Source organism: Desulfatiferula olefinivorans, assembly GCF_054657895.1.
Genome location: NZ_BAAHXV010000010.1, coordinates 38,036 through 60,084 on the forward strand (window position 1 = coordinate 38,036; position 22,049 = coordinate 60,084).

General features: G+C 49.5%; 11 protein-coding genes. All 11 read right to left on the bottom strand.

What is annotated here, in order from left to right; translation table 11 throughout:
- Positions 1-123 precede the first annotated feature (123 nt).
- The 11 genes from ACYQ11_RS09195 to ACYQ11_RS09245 all read right to left on the bottom strand — a co-directional run bounded on the left by ACYQ11_RS09195 (position 124) and on the right by ACYQ11_RS09245 (position 22,048).
- Positions 124-1,590 carry an ATP-binding protein gene (locus tag ACYQ11_RS09195; RefSeq protein WP_459923487.1) on the bottom strand — a complete coding sequence of 489 codons (1,467 nt, stop codon included), beginning with the start codon at positions 1,588-1,590 and terminating at the stop codon, positions 124-126.
- Positions 1,587-1,736: a hypothetical protein gene (locus tag ACYQ11_RS09200; RefSeq protein WP_459923488.1), complete on the bottom strand. Its 150-nt coding sequence runs from the start codon at positions 1,734-1,736 to the stop codon at positions 1,587-1,589. The genes ACYQ11_RS09195 and ACYQ11_RS09200 overlap by 4 nt, the downstream gene beginning before the upstream one ends.
- Positions 1,733-3,859, bottom strand: a complete 2,127-nt coding sequence (locus ACYQ11_RS09205) for a type I restriction-modification system subunit M (RefSeq protein ID WP_459923489.1) — start codon at positions 3,857-3,859, stop codon at positions 1,733-1,735. Before ACYQ11_RS09205 ends, ACYQ11_RS09200 begins: the two co-directional genes overlap by 4 nt.
- Complete coding sequence (locus ACYQ11_RS09210) at positions 3,856-4,068, bottom strand: helix-turn-helix domain-containing protein (RefSeq protein WP_459923490.1); 213 nt, start codon at positions 4,066-4,068, stop codon at positions 3,856-3,858. The genes ACYQ11_RS09205 and ACYQ11_RS09210 overlap by 4 nt, the downstream gene beginning before the upstream one ends.
- A 268-nt stretch (positions 4,069-4,336) precedes the next feature.
- A complete protein-coding gene (locus ACYQ11_RS09215) occupies positions 4,337-4,588 on the bottom strand; it encodes a GIY-YIG nuclease family protein (RefSeq protein WP_459923491.1) in 252 nt (83 codons plus the stop codon).
- Between the two features lie 757 nt (positions 4,589-5,345).
- Positions 5,346-10,073: an MASE3 domain-containing protein gene (locus tag ACYQ11_RS09220; protein WP_459923492.1), complete on the bottom strand. Its 4,728-nt coding sequence runs from the start codon at positions 10,071-10,073 to the stop codon at positions 5,346-5,348.
- Between the two features lie 58 nt (positions 10,074-10,131).
- Positions 10,132-12,534 (bottom strand): ATP-binding response regulator, encoded by a 2,403-nt coding sequence (locus ACYQ11_RS09225; protein WP_459923493.1) that lies wholly within the window; start codon positions 12,532-12,534, stop codon positions 10,132-10,134.
- Positions 12,531-13,163, bottom strand: a complete 633-nt coding sequence (locus tag ACYQ11_RS09230; RefSeq protein ID WP_459923494.1) for a response regulator transcription factor — start codon at positions 13,161-13,163, stop codon at positions 12,531-12,533. The genes ACYQ11_RS09225 and ACYQ11_RS09230 overlap by 4 nt, the downstream gene beginning before the upstream one ends.
- A gap of 14 nt (positions 13,164-13,177) precedes the next feature.
- On the bottom strand, positions 13,178-13,573 hold the full coding sequence (locus ACYQ11_RS09235; RefSeq protein ID WP_459923495.1) for a response regulator: 396 nt from the start codon (positions 13,571-13,573) through the stop codon (positions 13,178-13,180).
- A gap of 15 nt (positions 13,574-13,588) precedes the next feature.
- On the bottom strand, positions 13,589-19,192 hold the full coding sequence (locus ACYQ11_RS09240) for a PAS domain S-box protein (protein ID WP_459923496.1): 5,604 nt from the start codon (positions 19,190-19,192) through the stop codon (positions 13,589-13,591).
- Positions 19,193-19,270: 78 nt separating this feature from the next.
- Entirely contained in the window at positions 19,271-22,048 is a 2,778-nt protein-coding gene (locus tag ACYQ11_RS09245) for a diguanylate cyclase domain-containing protein (RefSeq protein ID WP_459923497.1), read from the bottom strand.
- Between the last annotated feature and the right edge of the window lies 1 nt (position 22,049).

Genomic DNA, 22,049 nt, shown 5'->3' on the forward strand with positions numbered 1-22,049 from the left:
ACGGCTTCCATCAAATAACCATCAATTAAGCAATAACCTGACATGTCTTTTGTTTTCAGTATCATACGTGTTTTGGTCGCCATCATTTCACGATTTCCATCAATTACCCGTCAATTAAAACGGCTAAGCCCAGAAGGGCACGTATTTCATCATCTTGCGAGCCGCGTCTTCGTTGACCGGCCGGATCATGTGGGCGTCCATAGCCTCCCGAATATAGCGCGAGACAGCGGCCTTGTTCTTCTCTTCCACCCCAAAACGCTCCCGAAGTGAGGCGTTGGTCAGGAAATTCCGCTGCACATAGCGCAGGCAGGCGTGCAGGTAGCAGGCGCGGATACGGTCGGCCCTGTCCATCTCCTTCAGATCCCTGTGGGCGAAGAGAACGGCACGGGTATGCTCGGATGTGGTTTCAAAAAGCGGGGCGGGGAGCTGATACAGTTCTGTTTGCATGACCACCTTATCCACGCCGCTGCCGCGCTCCTCGCAAACGCCGATGCGGCGCATGAAAGAAGCCAGGGCCTCGTTGCGTGAACGGGGCGGGCTGTCGAGAAAGCGGTCGGTCTGCACCAGCGGCAGGCCGGGGTTGGTAATCTCCATGCGATGGGAAAAGATCTCCACCATGGGGCCGGTGCCGGTGAGGTGAAAATCCTGGTGGATAATGGCATTGGCTACCAGCTCGCGGATGGCCAGTTCCGGGAACATGGGCACCTGCTTGCGCAGGGCCTGGCCGATCACCTCGTTGCTGGGCAGCAGGTTGGTGACAAAACCGATGAGCCCCTCGAATCCGGCGGCATAGCCCTTGTTGCCCTCCTGCTCGCGCACGGTCTCCACCCGGCTTTCGCCCTTGTAGAGCACCACCCGCACCGCCTTGCGGGCAAGGGTGCGGAAATCGCCTAACCGTTTGGCGAACAGCACGGCTCCGAGATGGGTGATATGCCATTTACCGCCCTTGCCCGGGGCGATCAAGTCGTCAGCCGCCAGGGCGGACAGAATGCCCTCCCGTCCTTCGGGCAACGGCAGGGAGAGCAGGTCGAAATAGGCGGGGTAATCGAGCAGCCGGAGAACCTCCTCGGCGGCGATGTTTTCGGCGGCGATCTCCTTTTCAAACGGCGTACGGTCGAACACCCGCCACAGTTCACGCTCTTTTTCCGGGTAGTCTTTCAGCCTCTTCTTGTAGGAACCTATGCGGATGAACTCCGTCCCTTTGAACTGCACCGGATGACGGAAGGCCGCGCTGATCTCCAGCAGAACGACGGGCTTGCCTTCGGCCTGAACACCGTAAAAGCGGAAGTTGATCTTGGGCGAGAGCAGGCGCAGCAACCAGCTTTCCAGCTCTTCGTTGCCGACTTTTGCGGTTGCCGGATTGAATGTGGTGCCGATGATCTCGTGGGTATCGTTATCCAGGCCCCAGACAAGCCAGGCGCTCACCTTGCCGGTCAGGGCGGCCGAATTGGCCAGAGCGGAGAGGTACTCGCCGACCTCGTCCGGGTCGGCATTGTTGTGCTTGAACTCGGCCCATTCGGTTTCGCGGGGGAGCTTACGAAGCTCGGTCAGGATGCCAAGCAACTCGTTTTCAGAATGGTCGATACTCATCTCAGATCCTTTTTCTGTGGACCAGCAAATCGAACTGTCAAGGATTCCTTGACAGTTGCCATCGCCTGCTTCTTCCAGTTGTCAAGGAATCCTTGACAACTGCCGATGACGGCAAGCCCTGCAACGGAAAGAATGCTGTTGTTCATGCGGTCACCTCCTTAAGCAGGTCGAGAATCTCGCCTTCCAATTCCTTGATCTCGGCCTCGATCTCGGATAGTTCGCGCGGCGGTTCGTAGCGGTAGAAGTGGCGGTTCAAGGGGATCTCGTAACCGATCCTGGTCTTGGCGTGGTCGATCCAGGCGTCGGGCACGTGGGGCAGGACCTCGCGCCTGAAGTATTCCTCGATGCTTTCTTTCAGCGGCACGGTCTCGGTGTCGCGCAGGTCGGTGTCCGGCTCCGGATCGCCCTTCTTGTCTTTGCAGACCTCGGCGGTTTCGTCCCGTTCACACAGGGCGGTGAGCACCGCTTTCAGCTCGGGGGCCGAAAGTTTGACGTTTCTGGCGCGATCCACTTCGCGCAGGGCCAGCAGGAATTTTTTACGGTCCTTGTACAGGGTGTCGCCGTGCTGCTCGGCAAAGGCGGCAAGCAGGTCACGGATGGTCTGCTGACGCGCCTTGCCCGCCTCGATCTCCTGTTGGCGAACGGTTTCGTTCTTCTTGCTGCTGGATGCAAGGTTCTTGAAGGCGGTCTGTTCCGAAAGCCTTGCGATGCGCTCCGTCGTGGCCTGGAAGTTGAGGCGCAGGGGGCGCTCAACGGTGATCTTGTGGTAGCCGAAGTCGTCGTTGTCGAACAGTTTGCTGACCACCAGTTCTTTCTCCTTGCCACCCTGGAGGAAGGAGCGGGTCTCGCCGTCCTGGAAGTTCACGTAGATACGGGTGATCTCGGCGATGTGGTTCGGATCTTTGGCCTTGTCCTGCGGGTCGCCGATACGGCGACGTTTGTTGCCCAGCGACTTTTCCATCGGCACCCAGAAGTTGCGGGCGTCGATGAGCTGCACCTTGCCTTTGCGCGTTTGGGTCTTGCGGTTGGTGATGATCCAGATATAGGTGGCGATACCGGTGTTGTAGAAGAGCTGTTCCGGCAGGGCGACGATGGCTTCCAACCAGTCGTTTTCGATGATCCAGCGGCGGATCTCGCTTTCGCCGCTGCCTGCGTCGCCGGTGAAGAGCGGCGAGCCGTTGAAGACAATGCCGATGCGGCTGCCGTCTTTATCGACGGGACGCATCTTGGAGATCATGTGCTGCAAAAAGAGCAGCGCCCCGTCGTTGATACGCGGGGTTCCCGCGCCGAAGCGACCGGCATAGCCGAGGGTATCGGCCTCCTGGTTGATGTATTTCTGCTGCTGTTTCCATTCCACGCCGAAGGGGGGATTGGCCAGCATGTAGTCGAAGGTCCACGTGTTGCCGTCAGAGTCGCGGTCAAAGCCGTCGCGGGTGAACGTGTCGCCGAGAATGATATTGTCGGAGTCCTCGCCTTTGATCAGCATGTCGGACTTGCATACCGCCCAGGCCTCGTCGTTCCAGTCCTGGCCGTAAAGGTGCGGGCGGGCGTCGCGGTTGAGCTGGCGGATGTACTCCTCGGCCACCGACAGCATGCCGCCGGTGCCGCATGCGGGGTCGTAGATGGTTTTCACCACATGGCTCTTGGCCAGATCCTGCTCGGGGGCCAGCAGAAGGTTGACCATCAGCTTGATCACCTCGCGCGGGGTGAAGTGCTCCCCGGCCTCTTCGTTGGATTGTTCCGCCCCGATCCGGATCAGCTCCTCGAATACGTAGCCCATCTGCATCTGATCCACCCGCTGGGGCGAGAGGTCGATTTTTGCAAAGGCCTTGACCACCTCGAACAGGATGTTTTTTTCCGCCATGTGGGCGATCTGCTCGCTGAACTTGAACTTTTCCATGATGGCGCGAACGTTTGGAGAGAAGCCGTTGATGTAGCTGTTCAGGTTCGGCGCGAGGTTGTTGGGATCGTCCAGAAGCGAATGAATCCTTTCTCCCGGCAAGGTGAGCTGCATGCGCGACAGGTTGTAAAAACGGTGGCCGGTGATCTGCTGTAACCGCGCCTGCTGGACACGCTCGGGCTTGGTCTTCAGCGACTGGAACTCTTCAAGGGCGGCCTGACGGGTCGGCTCGAGCAGGCACTCGAAGCGTCTCAAAACGGTCAGCGGCAGGATGACCTTACGGTACTCGTTGCGCTTATACGGACCGCGTAGCAGGTTGCAGATGGACCAGATAAAGTTGGCCAGTTGACTGTGGGTTTCTCCGTTCATTGCTTCTTGTCCTTATTGTCAGATCCGACATTTCCGGTCGCGTGCGACTTCATCCACTGATCGATTTCCTCCCGGTCGAAACGCCACTGGTTGCCGATTTTCGCGGCGGGAACCTCGCCGCGCTGGGCCATGCCGTAGAGCTTGGTCCGGCTCATCTTGATGTAGCCCGCCAGTTCATCCATGGTCAGCCATTTGTCGTATGTATCCATAAACTCACCGTTTGGAAGAGATTTTTAGTTGATAAAAATTGATAAAGAAAGATAGCCCCGGCAATTCATAAAGACAAGAAGAAAACAGGAAATCTTGCCGGTGGCGGATTTTTTTGCATCACATCCTGTCGTCTCTCGGTACATAAGTTAATAGAAAAACCGTACGGCAATAATTCAACCGCCTCCCCACGGATTCTCCGTTCTTTGGTGAGAAAAATGCAGGGAAAGCCGAATACGAGTTCATCCATGATGGGAGTTTTTAAGCCCGTCAGGATTTTGGCAATAGCCGATTAAAAGCAAACGCTTTCCCGGAATGCGATTTCAGGTAGGTTTCAAAAGCCAAGGCCTGATGCTTATCCTGAAAAGCGCCGTACCGGATCAGGGCCTGTGGCTTGTATTTGCATGTGTGTTTGCACTTGCCTTCATTATGTGCATGAAGACGTGAACGCAGGTCTGAAGAAAAACCGATGTAGGTTTGTTTTGGGTGTGATTGGCTGCGGAGGATGTAGACGTAGTGCATGGGTTGATGGTCAATTGTGTAACGGTTGCAAGGGGTTGGCCCGGCGAATATTTTTTTGTAACACCCCCTGCGTCGCTTTCGTGCCTCAAGCTATGCAGGCACCATGCTTTGCCCGCGAGGACGGGTTATATTGTGTCAGGTTTTTATGTATATTAACCGGTAATAATGCTTGAGAAGCTTTGCCCGTGCGTCGCTTTCGTTCCTCAAGCTATGCAGGCACCATGCTTTGTCCGCGAGGATGGGTTATATTGTGTCAGGTTTTTATGTATATTAACCGGTAATAATGCTTGAGAAGCCTTGCCCGTGCGTCGCTTTCGTGCCTCAAGCTATGCAGGGCACCATGCTTTGCCCTGACGAGCTCCTCATGGCTGCGCCATGCGTAGCCCGTCAGGGCGAAGCATGGTGGAGGTCTCAGAGCCTTACCCCAATTCGTTCTCCAATCCAAAACGCATCCGAAAACCATGTTTATTCAACATCTTACCACACATCAAACCCCTTCAGACTGCCGGACATCGAGAGAAATTTAATTCTCTACATTTTCCCGAAACAGAGAACGGACGTGGGTTCGATTCCCATTGTCATATCAAATGTAGAAAAAAACAACCCGAAACCCTGTTTCAGCCACACAACCCTGAATCAGGATTACATGATGCCTTCAGAAGCTAATTTTTAATGGTATACTCTTCACGATCATCGTTTTTATGGATGACAATAGAGACTTCTGAGCATGTCAATTTGAACACGGTGAGATAAGAATTTAATCTGATTCACCGTCCAACGCCTCTCTTACCTTTGCAGCCAAAACTTTTTTGGAAAAAGGCTTCTGTATGAAATTCACCCCCTTGTCCAGCACTCCGTGATGGGCTATTACATTGGCAGTATAGCCTGACATGAATAGCCGATTGATGTTCGGGTAGATGGCCAAAATATTTTTAGCGAGGTCCCGTCCATTCATTTCGGGCATGATGACATCGGTCATGAGCAGGTGGATCTGGCCTGGATACTCCGAAGCCTTTTGGAGGGCTTCGCCTGGTGTACTTGCTGTCACAATCGTATAGTCCAGTCTTTCCAGCATCCTTTGGGTCATCTTCAGAATTGATGGCTCATCTTCAACCAAAAGGATGGTCTCGTGGCCCTTTAGATCCTGTTTTTTGAGTATTGTCTCCTGCATTTGACGGGATTTGGCCATATGCCGGGGTAGATAAATCTTGAAGGTGGTACCCTGATTCAATTCACTGTGAACATATATAAAACCGTTGCTCTGTTTAACGATGCCAAATATTGTGGCCAATCCGAGGCCAGTCCCCTTGCCCGCATCTTTGGTCGTGAAGAAAGGCTCAAAAATATTAGCCTGCGTTTCCTGGTCCATGCCGCAACCATCGTCGCTCACTGCCAACATAACATACTCTCCGGAGACAAAACCTGCATGCTCCTTGCAGTAGTATTCATCAAAAGCTGCAGACTCTGTTTCAATAGTGATTTTTCCAACGTTGGCAATGGCATCCCTTGCGTTTACGCACAGATTGACAAGCAACTGATCGATCTGTGTCGGGTCCATATTAACCAAACCCAATTCCTTGCCTGGCCGCCAGTTTAGATCGATATCCTCTCCGATCAGCCGACGAAGCATATTAAGCATCCCTTCCACGACCTCATTCAGGTCAAGCACCTTGGGGGCAATAGTCTGTTGGCGGGCAAAAGCCAGCAATTGCCTGGTCAGGTCAGCGGAACGGTCAGCGGCATTTCTGATTTCCTCCAGATCGGTATAGATTGGCTGATCCGGATCTGTTTGTTCCAGAATCATTTCCGTATGACCAAGGATCACACTTAGCATGTTGTTGAAGTCATGTGCTACGCCACCGGCAAGGCGCCCGACAGACTCCATTTTCAGAGCCTGATTAAGCTGGGCCTCCATTCTTACTTTTTCATCTTCTGCCTGTTTGCGATCTGTAATATCCTGAGCAGCTCCTCGAAGGCCAACCGTCGCACCCTTTGCATCAAGCACCACTTCTCCGCGTACCCACATCCATCCATTGCTTTCATTCTGACGCACCGTTTCCAACTCAAGTTCATAGGGAATTCCTGTCTCTATTGTTTTTGGTAAGGCCTTGGACAACCTGTCCCAACTCTCAGGGGTAAAAATTTTATGATGCTCATTGTACGGAGGCGGGGGAAGTGATGGGTCAAAACCATACATTCTGTATAGTTCATCCGACCAGGTGACTTCATTGGTCGAGATGTCCAGTCGCCAACTGCCCACTTGGGCTATTCGTTGTGATTCCATCAGGTCTTGATCACGCTCCCGAAGTTCCTTTTCGACCTGTTTAAGACTGCTGATATCTATGAAACTCACAACAATGTGGCGCAACTCAGCCTCTTTTGTGAAGACGGGGTAGGCACTCACCATAACCCAGGTGATAGAATCCTTTACTGGCGTGTCTATCCCCAAGATATAATTATCCAATTTTTTACGTCTGGCCAGCACAATATTGACAGGATAGGCCTCCACTGGCATGAGCGACCCGTCTTCGAACAGGAAGCGCCATGAATGATCTATTGCCATTTTTCCAAGCATTTGGTCCATGGTAAGCGCAAGCGATTCACAGGCGTCATGGTTGCAAGCCAACACGCTGGTGTCAGGTGCGTGAATTACGACACCGACATGTAAGTTATCTAGAAGAATACGCTGTTCTTCCTCCCTTTCCTGCAGCTTTTCCTCTGCCTTTAGCTGGGCCAAAGCGATGGCAACTTGGGTGGCCAGACGTTCCGCCTGGATTATAAACTCAGGGGTAAAGCACCCTTTGCTCTGATCATTGAACTGTAAAAGGCCGAAACACTCACCCCCTGCCCTCAAGGGAACCAGAAAAACCGACTCGTATCCCTCTCCGTTGCAGCGGTTGCGTGTTCTCGCCTGGCGATCTGCTTCGGTAGTGGTTGCAAGCAGTTCAGTGGTCCCATTGGAAATGAAACTTCCGTAGTCGGTGAAGAAGGGCTTGGATGGATCAAAACGCCCGCAGATGACATTCCCACACATACATTCCAATACGGGGTTGCCGATTTCGTCGCGCAGGAGCTGCCCATCCACCCCTTGCACACACAGATGCATTTCGGCCTTCACAAATGAATCGGAGAAGCCGCTGACTTCATAATAGGGGAAATCTTCCCCGTCACGCAACCGAATACCAACCGCCTCACAACCTGCAAGATCTCGCATATAATTCAATATAGAGTGCATTAGGTCACGAAGAGAGGCACGACCGTTGAGTATCTCCAATAGTTTGATTGTGTTTTCACGTTCACGTTCAACCTGTTTACGCTCGGTGATGTCCCGACAGAAACAGATAAACCTCTGGAAGTTGTCAGCTTGCCATGTTACAGAAAGTTCAGCATCAAAAAAAGTCCCATCTTTTCTGCGTTGTCGTGTCGTGAACAGTTCAGATCCATTTTTAATGATTCGCTTAATCCGAGCGGCGGTTTCGTCCGGTTTTTCATCAACGTCCAGATCAGGTATGCTTAGTTGCAGAAGCTCACTTCTGGGATAACCGGTCATGCGGCAATAGGCCTCGTTGGCGTCAAGCACCTGTCCTTGTGCATCGAGCACCCAGAAGCCATCCTGTGTTGTCTCTAAAATGGTGCTGATATACTGATCCCGTTCCTGAAGGGCAATTTCAATTTTTTTGCGTTCACTGATGTCGAGGCATGTTCCGAACAGTTTGTCTGCTTTTCCATCTCGATATTCAATTTGTCCCTTGGTTTGCACATGGATGATTTGCCCGTCTTTACGTATCAGGCGATACTCCTTGGGCGTTAAAAATTCATCGCCTGAGGCAATGCCGTCTATTAACCATTTCGAAAACCGATTCAGATCATCCGGATGAAGAATATCGGAGTTGATTTTGTTATAATCAATACTCTCGCTTTTATTGTAGTGCAATAGTCTGTACATTCCATCGGACCAGTTGACAGCAGCGGTGGCAATGTCCAAGGTAAAATCGCCCATCCCTGCAATATATTGAGCCTGTCTTAACTTGGAATCACTCTCTTTAAGAATACGATATACATTCTCCTGCTGGGAAATCGTGCGGGCAAGGGACAAATTACTATAACTCAAGGAAGCTATCATCCCAGCGAGTTTGGTGAAAAAAGTCATGGCCGAATCGACGGTTTTCCGACTCAGACGTGGAACACGGTCAAGGGCGGCAAGGTATTCGGTCTCGTCAAATCCATATTTGCGAGCCTGGCGGCGAAACAAATCGTAATCGGGTGTCTCATTGTCATAAAAGAACTGTCCAATAAATATATTGCCTATATGTCGGCCATCGATTTCAATGGGGGTGACCATATCCCACAGGTTGTTTTTGCAGCGATAGGCCTTGAAGGTACCCGCTGGTACACCGCTGGAAAGAAGGGTATCGCTTTCCAGACAATTTTTTCCGGTTTCTGGGTGACACCTGTGAAATTTGGTACAGATATCCTGCCAACCGACAGCGACCAGAATATTTCCGGAAAGATCCAGCACAGCGCTGAGTATATTTGTAAGCTTGTAAAATTCTTCCAGCATCGATTGGATGGCCTCCCGGTCGAGAATGTCACCGAGACTCAACTCGCCGATATCTCCCCGGGGTTCGAGAATGGCCTGAATTTTTTTGCTTGCGGATTCCTCGCTTTCTTTAAGGGCGGCCTTTTCCTTTTCAAGCTCCCGGAAAAGTGTTGTGTAAGGTCGGGTCAAAGAGGAATGAACCAGCGCCATATAGACGAGAACAAAGGAGATAATCTTAAAAAAATGTCCAATAACATTTGATAACCCATAAACGCTGACATAGAAAGTAAACGCCAATTCAGCTGCGATTGTAATTATAATGGCTCCAACCATTAAACGCAAAAGCATTGTTTCAAAGTGATCTCGTTTTTTAAACAGCAATGCAACCGCAACAGCGAGTATCAGGATGATGAGGTATTCGGCACCTTTTTTGAAAGCTGTCAATCCCTGGCCCTCGATGTAACAATCGGGAAAAATGTGCCATAAAAATATGGCCGCTATCATTAACGATGTAATCGCAGCATAAGTTCCAAGTACTAAGAATGGCCGAATCCGCCGGGTGATAAACAGCGGAAACAGAAGCAGACTGATCGCTTCCAGTCCCCGTGCCACTATCCAGAGTTGGGTGGGGTAATTAGCTCCCAAATGGTCTGGGAAAACGCCCATCCCCTTGTAAGACAAAGTATGGATAAAATCAGTCATTCCGATGAAGAGGTAGGCAATTCCTATAAAGAGCAGGGCGTCATTGCGGGCAATCCACCTCGAGTTCCAGACCAGAAAAAAAACGCTCCATGCCACAGCGATGGCGAAAAGTTCAGCCAGTCCGTGGAACAACAAAAAATTGTATCGGCTTACCACAAAAAGCCCCACAAGGATCATCAGACCAAAACCTATCTGTTGGGCTGTTTTAACTTCCTTTTTTGAACCCACATATGATGTGTTCATGGTGCTGCTCTCCTCATTGCCCCATACACTGTCACTGTGCATTTTCGGGGGGGTAAATTCATTGACTTTCTCCTTGACCATCTTGGTTCACAGATTCCGGCAAGCTGCCGAGTGCGCAAGCCAGTGCTGCTGCAAGATCGGTTTTTCGATACGGCTTATTCAAAAATGCCTGGGGTTTCTCGGGATGGCTTTCGGACATGACTGAAGCCTCGTCGTATCCACTGGCCAGGATTACCGGGATGTCAGGCCTTACTTTTCGCACACCTTCCAAAATTTTCCAGCCATTCAGCCCCGGCATGGTTAGATCAGTGAGCACAAGCCGAATTTCTTCCTGTCGATTTTTAAAAATTTTTAGCGCATCCCTCCCGCTTTTGGCTGTAATCACCTCAAATCCGAGGCGTACTAACATATTGCTGGCCATGTTACGCATCATCTTCTGATCATCCACCAGCAAGACGATGCCACCGGTTTCAAATGTGCGTATTGCCTCGGGAACACCTGGATTCAACAGAGGGATAGATTGAATCGATAGGGGCCAATAAACCTGAAAGATGCTTCCCTGGCCAGGTACACTTTTCACGGTAATACAACCACCGCACGATTTGATGTTTCCCAGAGCCACTGCCAGCCCAAGACCACGACCAGTAAACTTATCAGTGAAAAAGGGGTCGAAAATTTTATGGATGATGTCAGGACCCATTCCACGGCCGTCGTCAATCACTTCCAGGCAGGCATAACTATCACAGGATGGTTCCCACTCGACTGGAAAGCGGTTCGTTTGCGCGATTTCATCTGCTTTGGTCGTATGGACTTTAACCTGAATCCTACCATTAACTTCCTGGGCTTCCCATGCGTTCGTGACCAGTACACCGATAACCTGATGGACCAGAGATCGATCAGCTTTAATAACCGGTCCGGAATCTGGCAGGTTTAGGATAATGGTAACACCGGTCGGAATGCCCGCCTTCAATTTGGGCATGTGTTTGCGACAGGTATACGCAAGATCCAGTTGGACAGGATTTCCCTTGTCCTGCCCAAGGAGACTCAGAAGAAACCCGCTGGTTTCGGCCGCCTGGTCGGCCGCCTGTCGCGCTTCTCTAAGATTTTCATTTTCGCTATCGTTCTTTTCGGTAGTCAAATCATCTTTGAGCATTTCAAGGTTACCGATAATCGCCGCAAGCTGATTGTTGAAAATATGGGCGATAGCACCAGCCATCCGTGAAAGGCCTTCGGTCTTTTCCACCTGCTGCAGTTTGTTCTGCAGGGAAACCCGCCTGGTTATGTCGAACAGAAATCCGTCCCACAGACAGCTACCGTCCGTTTGACGTTCAGGTGTGGAATGCCCCTCGATCCATTTTTCATTTCCATGAATCAAAAATCGAGCGAACCCGTGCCAGGGTTTTAGCGTTTGGGCTGATTTTAAAATACTTTTGTCAAACCTTACCTGATCTTCGGGCTGCATTTTGTGCAGAAAAATGTAGGCATCCTGCATCACTGATTCGGCAGAAAGGCCAGTGACATTCGGCATGACCCGGCTCAAGAAAGGAAATGAATAGGTCCCATCCGGCCTCATCCTGAATTGAAAGATCACGGCAGGTGAATTTTCCGCCAACCGTCTATATTTTGCTTCACTTTCCAATAGTTCCCGGGTCCGATCTTCCAGCAGATGTTTTATACGCAGTAAATCTCTTTCCCGCCTTGCTTTGACACATAATTCTAATAGATAAGCGGGTTCAAATGGTCTATGCAGATTAGCGGCTGCACCCTTTCTCATCCAGGCGAGCGCCAATTCGGGGGCAGGGTCCGTGGTTATCATGATGCAGACAACGTCAGGGTGGATAACTTTAAACTGTTCAAGAAGCACATCCCCATTTCCATCCGGAAGGTGATAGTCGATTACGGCCACATCATACGGATCGTTTTTGAATACAGTGATCGCCGAAGCCGCGTCTGAAACAATGTCCGCATAATATCCCTGCTGAACGAAATATTTCTTTAGGGATGCGGTATGCGTTTTGCTGTCCTCAACGATTAGAACTTTCAATTGATTTCTGTGCAATTGTCCGGCCAGCAAAGACCTTACCAAAGCAATAAAGCGTTTACCGTCAACTGGCGACGGAAGGAAGGCGTTGGCACCCAGATCTGCTGTAATGCGGGATGCCTCTTCACCAGCAAAGGTTGCTGAAACTACGAGGATGGGTACTTCATTGAACGTAGCATATTCTGGTGAACGAAGAAGGCGGCAAAGACGCCATCCGTCGATGCCCGGCATGTAAAGGTCAGTAATGATCAGATCAGGCTGAGTCAAATCGTTCATGGCTACGAGCGCGTCTTCGGCACTTTCAAATGCCATTGCATCGATGCCGTTTTTCCGCAATAGTCCGCATAGGGTGTCAAGTTGGGTGATATCGTCATTAATAACCAATGCCGTAGCCTTGTCTTTGCTGTTATCCGTCTTCATGCGTTATCCTCTTCTCCAGCATCCATATTGTCGTCATCACATTCATCCGGATAGTGTTTTTCCATGCAATCCGGGCAGATACCATGGCTAAATTCGGCGTTTGAATGTTTACTGACATAGACCTCCACCTGATCCCAATAGCCTTTGTCATCGCGAATCTTTTTACAAAAGCAACAAATAGGGACGATACCCTGAAGCGTCTTGATGTGGTCAAGCGCCTGGCGAAGCTCTCGAAACTGCACTGCCAGTTGCTCCTGCATTTCAACCATTCGTCTGCCTACTTCGACTCTGGCCCTGAGTTCACCTAAATCGAACGGTTTTGCCAGGTAGTCGTCTGCCCCTGCGTTTAGTCCGGCGATGATGTCTGCCTTTTCGCCTTTTGAAGTCAGCATGAGAATGTAAGGCGGATGTTCATCCCCCAGTGTACGGACATGCCTGAGCACTTCCAAACCATCCATCTCCGGCATCATCCAGTCAAGAATGATAAGTTTTGGGGCATCAGGCTTTTGTAATTCCGCCCATGCCTCGGCACCGTTCATAGTTTCCACCACCTCATGCCCGGCTTTTTTCAGCACAGCTGTGAGCATGCCGCGTGAAGTGAAATCGTCTTCGGCAATAAGAATTCGCATGGGCATAATCTCCTTTATGATATCAATTCCAATTTGCGCAGTTCTTCAATCAATTTTGCTTTTTCAATCGGTTTGATCAGATAGGCATCACACAAACTGCTGAACGCATCACTCAGATTTTTCATATCCTTATGCGTTGTGGTCATCACGATTTTTGAACCATGGGAGGACAGAATGCCTTTCGCCTCTTCCTGTTCGCGTATTTGACGTAACGCTTCCTGGCCGTCCATTTCAGGCATCATGATGTCCAGGCAGATAAGGTCATATGGCTCATCCGTCTGAAGAGCTAAGCGCACGGCGTCTACAGCCTCCTTACCGTTTACAGCTATATGCGAATCCCCATAGCTTTTCAAAAGTTCCTGCAGTAGCAATCGACTGGTAAAATCGTCCTCAACAATAAGTGTTTTCATGTCTTGTTCTCCTTTTTATTCGTTCAGGCCTAAATCAGCCCTGATTTCTTCAGCCAAACAATCGAAACGCTTTTTCAATTCTTCCATGCTGGCGCCAGCTGCATCCAAATTGCCAGCATTGCCCGCTTTTTCGACTGCAAGGGCAATTTCGTGCAGTGCGTCCCCCCCCACATTCGCGGCAGCACCTTTTATGGTATGGGCCTGACGCTCCACACCCTGTATATCTCCATTTTCAATGAACTGATCGAGTTTTTGGATCTGGTTGGGAATATCCCCTATAAAACCGGATATGATCGTCCTGGCCAGATCTTCATCCCCCATCAGTCGCTCCAGCATCGTCTCTTTGTCCCACACGGTTAATTCAACTACCTCTGAATTGCCCGATGCTTTTTTTTCAGGTTTAGCGTTAACTTCTTTGTAGATCTCCTTCTCGGTTGGCAGCCACTTTTCCAGAACCTCCGCTAAAGAATTGGGATTGATTGGCTTGGAGATATAGTCGTTCATTCCTGCTTCCAGGCACTTTTCCCGGTCGCCGGTCATGGCATGAGCGGTCATGGCAATCACCGGGATATTATGGTTTCGAACCCCGGACTGTGGGCTGCGAATTCGGGCAGTGGCTTCATAGCCGTCCATAACGGGCATCTGTACATCCATGAGCACCAGGTCGTAGGGTATGGATTCCAAAGCCTTTAATGACTCGGCACCGTTGGCTACTGCATCGGCCGACAGGCCAAGCTTCATGAGAATACCCACGGCCACCTGCTGGTTGGTAAAATTGTCTTCAACCAACAAAATTCGCACGTTGTATCCCGAAAACAGATTTACCGTCTCTCGGGCAGTGTGACGGGTTGTAATAGCATACGGCTGCAGCACTTCCCCATCATTTGACGCCAGCACTTGTAAAATAACAGCTTTCAGTTCAAGAGACCGCGCCGGTTTAGTCAGATATGCATTAAAACCGATTTCAGCAAAACGCTTTGTGTCACCGCGAACCCCCAGAGAACTCAACAGAACCATTCGGATCGTCGCCAGACGCCCTTCAGCCTTTATGGCGCGGCCGAGGGCTGCCCCGTCCATACCCGGCATCATCATGTCAATAACGGCCACTTGAAACGGATCGTTTTCATCCAGCGCTTTATACAAAGAGTCAAGTGCGCCTGGACCGTCCCCGGTTTCAGATACGCGCATCCCCCAGGAGGTCATGCTGGTGCTCAATATTTCCCGGTTGGTTGTATTGTCATCCACAATCAAGACGCGTACATCTTTCAAATCAAGTGGAGAAACGGTCACCTCACTACGAGCCGCTTTGGATTGCTTTTCCAGACACGCGGTGAACCAGAACTCCGATCCCATGTTTTCTTTGCTTGTCACACCTATTTCGCCATCCATCATTTCGGTCAACTGTTTGGAGATGGCCAACCCCAGGCCCGTACCACCAAATTGACGGGTGGTGGACGCGTCTACCTGGCTGAATTTGTTAAAAAGCATGCCGATTTTGTCGCTGGGAATGCCTATGCCGGTATCACGGATTGAAAAGCGCAATAAAGCAGTCTCTTCTTTTTCTGATTCCAGCGTGACGCGAATAGCCACTTCACCAGTATGGGTAAACTTAATCGCATTGCCGGTCAGGTTGGTCATAATTTGCCGCAATCGACCCGGATCACCCCTGAGCAATGTCGGCGCATCAGGCGACATGCCGCAGAGCAGCTCAATTCCCTTGTCATGTGCCTGGATCGCCAGCGTAGCCGCGAAATCATCCAGCAGGCTTTGCAAATCAAAATCCAGGATCTCCAGGTCAAGTTTTCCGGCCTCGATCTTGGAAAAATCAAGAATATCGTTTAACAAACCAAGCAGAAGTTCTCCGCTGGCGCGGACGGTTTGGGCATAATGGCGCTGAGCACTCGTCAATTCAGTGTCCAACAAAAGTCCGACCATACCGATAACACCATTCATAGGTGTTCGGATTTCATGGCTCATATTGGCCAAAAATTCACTTTTGGCGATATTGGCCAATTCAGCTTCTGTAGCCATTTGATTGGCCCGGGCCATGGCGCTCTCAAGCTGGAGATTGGTCTCCACAAGTTCCTTTTCTGCCTGTTTGGCTTGACTGATATCCATATGAGTCCCAAACATCATCAAAGGTTTGCCGTCATTTGTCCACGTAATGACCTGGCCACGATCATGCACCCACACCCAGTGACCGTTCTTGTGCTTCATCCGGCACTGGCAGTCATAGTATGACAATTCACCTGAAAAATGTTTTTCCAGCAATTCACCCGACCGTTGAAGGTCTTCGGGATGAGCAAACGATTTCCAGGTCTCGATACTGACAGGCGCCAGTTCTTCAAGCGAATACCCGATGATCTCCGCCCATTTTTCATTAAAGACTGTTTCTCCGGTCTGAACATTCCATTCCCAGATACCGGCTTGAGTTCCTTGAATTACATTCGCCAGTCGATGTCTTTCGTCCTCAAGCTTTTGTTGATCATTTTTATTTTTAGTAATATCTCCAACAAGGCCGATGATTTTGACCGGCTGCCCCGAATCATCACAATGCAACTTACCATGGGCCAAAATGTAATGAATACTGCCATCCGGCCATACGACACGATACTCCGGGTTATAGGGCACATCCTGATCGATGGTTCTGGCCAGCGCATCTTTGAGCATTTTTCGGTCATCGAGATGTACTACACTAAAAAATTCCTCGGCTGTTCCACAAAATTTTTCAGGTTCAATGCCTAAAAGATGACAGGCCTTCGTATCAAAATAGCGTTTGTTCTCAATGATATTCCAGCTCCACGCCCCCATCTGGGCGGATTGCAGCGCAAGATCAAGGCGGGATTGCCTCTCCCGTAAAGAATTTTCCAGTTGTTTGCGGTCTGTGATATCTGTCATCGATGTCAGCCAGCAGGATTTGTTGCCAACTTCAATAGGGATCACTGAGAATAATCCGATCCTCGACGCACCTTTTTTGGCACGTATAGTGACCTCCATATTCTTTACAAATCCCGACTCTTTTACCATCGACTGCACCTTGTGCCTATCCTCTGGGTTGTCAAACAGGTCCAGATCAATGGACGATTTCCCGATGATCTCATCCCGTGTATATCCCAGGGTATCCAAAAAAATCTTGTTGACGTTGATAAACAGACCGCTTTCAATTTCGGAAATAGCCATCAGGCTGGCGCCTGCGTCAAAAGCCTTTGAAAAAAGTTCCTCGGTTTCCTTGATTTTTGTTATGTCCTTTGTGACACCAAATAATGCAGGCTTGTTATTCCAGGAACCCGTGTACACACGAGTTTCTACCTGAATGAGTTGCCCTGATTTGGTAATTAATGGAACAGGGCAGAAATCAGCTGTTCCCGCGAGCATTTCGCTCACGATCCTGCCTGCTTCGGCTTGCCTGTCCTCGGGATGAACCATCAATACATTGCGCCCAACAAGCTCATTATCCGAATACGCCAGTCTACGGGAAACGGTTTCGTTCACATTGATTATGTTGCCCTGTTCGTCTAAAACAAACAGAAAATCATCTATGGAATTGAAGAACGTGCGAAAATTGGTTTCGCTTTCTTTGAGTTTTTCCTCGGCCCGCTTGCGGTTTGATATATCGTGGATTATGGAATACAACCACTGGCGGCTTCCGGAAAGAATAGGGCTGGAGGTAACCTCAACATCGCGGATTTGTCCGTTGGCCAGCTTGTGCTTGAATTCAAAGTATTGACGTTGTTCAAGCCGGGCGGCTTCCATCTCCCTTGCCACTGTATCCGGAGGGAGTGTATTGATATCTGATATCTTCATTTGGCGCATCTGTTCAAGGGCATACCCATAGAATTCACATGCAGCTGAATTGGCGTCCACTATTGCCCCATCTCCTGGATCGATTAATAATTGGATGGCTTTGTTTTTCTGGAACATGGCACGGTGCCGGTGCTCACTCTCTTGCAGTTCTGTCTGTTGCAAAACCATCGCCTGATCTGTGCGGCGCAGCAGAATAAAAATAATTGCCACCAATAGTACCAGCAGGATTAAGCAAACCATTCCGCCCAAAGTAAGTAATCGGGTAAAAGCTGCTTCAGAATCCGTAATATCGATCTGTATTATCAAATCACCAACCTCTTTGCCGGATACATCCCGCATAGGTATGGCTGAAATGCTCCATTTCCGGCCGTCAAGATTGACATTCATTATCTTGTTATGGACATGACCACCATCAGGATTGTGATCCGCCATCGACGCAAATACATCCGGCAGGTTAATCTGTGATGAATAAATGATAACACTGCCGGGCATCCGGTCCCAGATGGCTTCCCTTCCAAGAAATTTCATTCCGTCTTCCCATGTTTCCCGGTCCAGATGCTCTTTGCGGATGGCCAAAGCCAGATGGCCGTTAGATCGCTTGTGCAGATCCTGAAGGATATCCTCGATCTCTTTTCCCAACTCAACGTATCCAAGAAGCCTGTTGTCCTGAAAAACCGGTTGCACAACACGCAGAGTAAACGTGCCCAGCGGACCCAGTTCAATTCCTGAAGCAGTCTTCCCTGTCCGCTCAGCTTCCAATGCCGTAAAACGATTGATCAGGTCGCCGTTCTTCTCCGGTTTATGTACACGCAAGAGGCAGGTCCGGGTTGGGTCGAAAAAATAGAAATGGGTGATATGGTTGTCTTTATGCATGGCCTCAAACACCGGTTGCCAGTCAGAAAGGAGGCGATCCGTATCCCCTGAAAGAAGTGCTGTGCGCATGCGTTTGTCGGCGACAATAGGTTGCAGAGCAGTCGCCAAACCAGCCGCATTGATTTCAAGAGCTGAATTCAGGTCACCCGAAATCTCTGAAAGAAGCACTGTGGTAGTCACAGTGTAGTGATGCTGATATTGATACCACTCAAAAACACCCGCCACCAAAATCAAGACCAAGATCAAGATCACCAGGGGCAGCAGCAAACGATTCATGACTGGTTTGGGCGAAACATCAACACTGCGCACTGAGGACAGCAGAACGGCACCTGCACCGATGAGCAAAATAAAAAACAAACCCACGGGCAAAGCAGCCCGGCAAGCCATATCCCATTTCCATGCGCTGGCATCGATATCCATACCCATCACCGAAACCAAACCTCCGGAAGCCGGGTCGATCATTGGAACAAGCGCGGTGATCCAGGTGCCCCAGCGGTCTGTCACTGGGCCAACAGTGACAGATATTTTTTCATCAAACACGCGCAGGTATTCAGGAGAAATCTCCTCGTAGATCTGTCCTGCCGGAGACTCATCTTTTGAGCCAACGGGCTCATTATCCACGAAAAAGAAAACCCGCCCATCCGAATTGCGGCCCATAAGATAGGTGAACCGGCACCTGACATTGGCCTTTTTAACGACGGCGAGCTGTTCCTTGAGTCGTAAATAGCCTGGCGTATTCAAATCCGCAGCCGTGCCGGTGAGCGCCTGCAGACGTTCAATATTTATGGAGTTCGTCACCAGATGGGCCTGTTGGAGCAGGTCTTCACGCATCGCATGGTCAGCCCTGTTAACTGACCACCACGAATAAAGTATCCCGATGATGAGCAGCGTTATAATCATTCCGCCGATCCAGAATCTACTGTCCTTGATTCGTTTCGTCATATAGTGCTCTCCGTCAGTTAAAGGCCTGCCTGACATATGTTTGTGAAGACCCCGGATATCATAATTTTGCAAACCCCGTTAACGATCTTCAGTTGATTTTGCTGAAGCTGCAAAGGCAAAGCTGTTCTTGCCCTCGTTTTTTATAGTATACATGGCTTCATCCGCCAGTTTTATGAGTTGCTCCCTGTCAGCACTGTGATCGGGAAAAACAGCTATTCCGATACTTGCGCCAACCGTTAACTGGTTGCCATTGAAAAGGACCGGTTGCCCTATACAATCGATTATTTTTTCAGCAACCGAGGAAGAATTTTTCTTCGATTGCAGTTCCGTTAATACCAATAAAAATTCATCGCCGCCTATCCTTCCGACCGTATCAACTTCTCGGATACAGGAACCAATGCGTTTAGCAATTTCTTTGAGCAGAAAATCACCGGCATCATGGCCAAAGTTATCATTGATACTCTTGAAACCATCTAAATCGACAAACAATATTGCAACTGTGGTTTTTTTTCGTTTTGCCACCTCCAGAGCCATAGCAATGCGATCTTTTATGAGGATTAGACTGGGCAAGCCCGTCAAGGGATCATGGGTGGCCATATGTCTAATTTTCTCTTCAACCTTCTTCCGCTCGGTAATATCCATATGCGTCCCTGTCATTCGTAACGGCTTGCCATCACTATCCCAGGCGAGTACCTTACCTCTGTCAGCCACCCAGACCCAATCCCCGTTTTTATGTTGCATCCGGGCTTCAAACTCATAATAGTCTGATTTACCTTCAAAATGCATTTGCAGCAGGTTATTTGATTCTGTCAGATCATCCGGATGGCAAAGACGGGTCCATGTTTCGATGTCCGTTGGCTCAAGCTCTTTAAGCGTGTAGCCAACGATTTCGGCCCATCGTTCATTAAATACAGTTTCTCCGGTCTGGACAAACCAGTCCCAAAGCCCGGCATTGGTTCCCGTCAATGCCATATTCAACCTTTGTTCGCTTTCGTGTACGGCCCTGTCAGCTTGTTTTCTAAGCGTGATGTTAACAAGGATTTCGGAGAAGATAGATAACAGTTTAATTTCGTCGTCTGAATATGAATAATGGTCGACTACCCAATCAAATCCGACAAATCCCAATAGATCTATTCCACTGATCATGGGGACAGTAATCAGAGTTTTTATATTCTGCGGTTCCAGAATATCCTTCAGGGAGCCCTTCGGCAAAGCAGCCACATCTGGCACCAGCATGGCATGGCCGTTGAGATGAGCTTTTACCCAATCAGCAAGGCCTTCAAGAGGCACCTCCTGCAATTCATTGATTTGGGGGAGAATGTCGGTATTACACCATTCATACGTATTTGAAGTCGTATTATTTTTAAAATCATAATCAAAAACATACACCCGGTCGGCGGAAACATACCGACCCATCTCGGCCAACGCTGTTTGAACGGCTTCATCGACCATATCCAATGAAATATTAATATATTTTGAGGAAATATCCATTAATATGGACTGCATTTCTGTTTGGTTATGCAAGGCTTTTTCTGTTTTTTTCAGCTCGGTGATATCCCAGTTCACACCCGTCATGCGAATCGGTTTGCCTGTATTGTCTCGTTCAACCCTGGCAGCAGCCCGTATATTTCGGGTAATACCACCCGGCAGAGCTATTCGAAATTCAGTGTTAAAACGTGCCTTCCCCTTTACCGCCATTTCAATCAGAGTCACTGCGTCGTCCCGGTCCTCATGGTGCAGAGCATTTTTCCAGGTCTCAAAGGTTGGCATAACATCAGGAGGCACATCATAAAGGTCAAACATCATATCATTCCATGACAGGGTGTCGGTTGAAACATCCCATACCCAAACCCCAATATTTCCGGCTTTTGTGGCCAAAGCAAGTCGATTATAGGTATCCTCAAGCTCATCCTTGGTTTTCTCGTGTTCTTGAATCAGGATCTCCAGGGATGATTTTGCGGTATGGGCTCTCCACGTATCTATGGTGGCTTTCTGAAATAAAAAAATAATTGCCACAACAAGGAGTGATAGCAGGCCGCCTGCAATGGAGATAAATTCATTCAACAATGATCCGTTCCGTTCAATGAAAATAGCAGTGGGTCGACATTGCACGGTGAAAAGGTGGTCCATGATGGGTGTGCTTGCAACTGCCTCGAGATATGGCCCACGACGATGCCATCCATCCTGTTCAAAGACAGAAACATCATCTACTGAAACTGAAACAATAAAATTCTGTTGTTCTGCAGGTGTACTCTTGGTGTTAAAAAGATATTCAAGCCATTCCTGAATCCTGAAAACGGATAAGACAAAGCCTTCAAACTCACCGTGAACGAAAATGGGTGAATAAACCAAAAACCCCTTTCCCCCCTGAACCAGGTCTATCGTTGAAGTCATCGTCGGCGCTTTGCGGTTTTTGGCTTTTTCAAGAGCCAATCGTCGTTTTTCCTCGAAAGCAAGATTCAAATCCTGAGCCTTCTCGTTTCCGGCCAAGGGTACGACCCATCTTACATGGTAGCTTTTATCCACCCACTCGATTGCCTGGAAACCCGGCATATCATTCATGATTGACTGAATGTCACTGACAAATTCATTTTTCGGTATGCCTCCTCTGAGCTCCCAGCGTCTCACTATGCGCTGCAAGGATGGAATGCGATTCCGCATATCTGCTTCAATGTATGTGATTAGATTACTGGCTTCCGCATCGACTTTCTTATGAAGTGCTGTCTGCTCCTGTTCCCGGAGGACCCACCATAAGATGAATACGAGAACAAACAGAAGTGTTCCGACTAAAACCGGCATCCACATGTTTCGGATTGGAGGCTCAGTGGCCTGTGCTGTGGTATAATGATCTGCCATC

Bases quoted from the DNA above. Each gene is read 5' to 3' on its own strand.
- ACYQ11_RS09195 (WP_459923487.1), bottom strand. From the start codon at position 1,590: ATGAGTATCGACCATTCTGAAAACGAGTTGCTTGGCATCCTGACCGAG.
- ACYQ11_RS09200 (WP_459923488.1), bottom strand. From the start codon at position 1,736: ATGAACAACAGCATTCTTTCCGTTGCAGGGCTTGCCGTCATCGGCAGT.
- ACYQ11_RS09205 (WP_459923489.1), bottom strand. From the start codon at position 3,859: ATGAACGGAGAAACCCACAGTCAACTGGCCAACTTTATCTGGTCCATC.
- ACYQ11_RS09210 (WP_459923490.1), bottom strand. From the start codon at position 4,068: ATGGATACATACGACAAATGGCTGACCATGGATGAACTGGCGGGCTAC.
- ACYQ11_RS09215 (WP_459923491.1), bottom strand. From the start codon at position 4,588: ATGCACTACGTCTACATCCTCCGCAGCCAATCACACCCAAAACAAACC.
- ACYQ11_RS09220 (WP_459923492.1), bottom strand. From the start codon at position 10,073: ATGAACACATCATATGTGGGTTCAAAAAAGGAAGTTAAAACAGCCCAA.
- ACYQ11_RS09225 (WP_459923493.1), bottom strand. From the start codon at position 12,534: ATGAAGACGGATAACAGCAAAGACAAGGCTACGGCATTGGTTATTAAT.
- ACYQ11_RS09230 (WP_459923494.1), bottom strand. From the start codon at position 13,163: ATGCGAATTCTTATTGCCGAAGACGATTTCACTTCACGCGGCATGCTC.
- ACYQ11_RS09235 (WP_459923495.1), bottom strand. From the start codon at position 13,573: ATGAAAACACTTATTGTTGAGGACGATTTTACCAGTCGATTGCTACTG.
- ACYQ11_RS09240 (WP_459923496.1), bottom strand. From the start codon at position 19,192: ATGACGAAACGAATCAAGGACAGTAGATTCTGGATCGGCGGAATGATT.
- ACYQ11_RS09245 (WP_459923497.1), bottom strand. From the start codon at position 22,048: ATGGCAGATCATTATACCACAGCACAGGCCACTGAGCCTCCAATCCGA.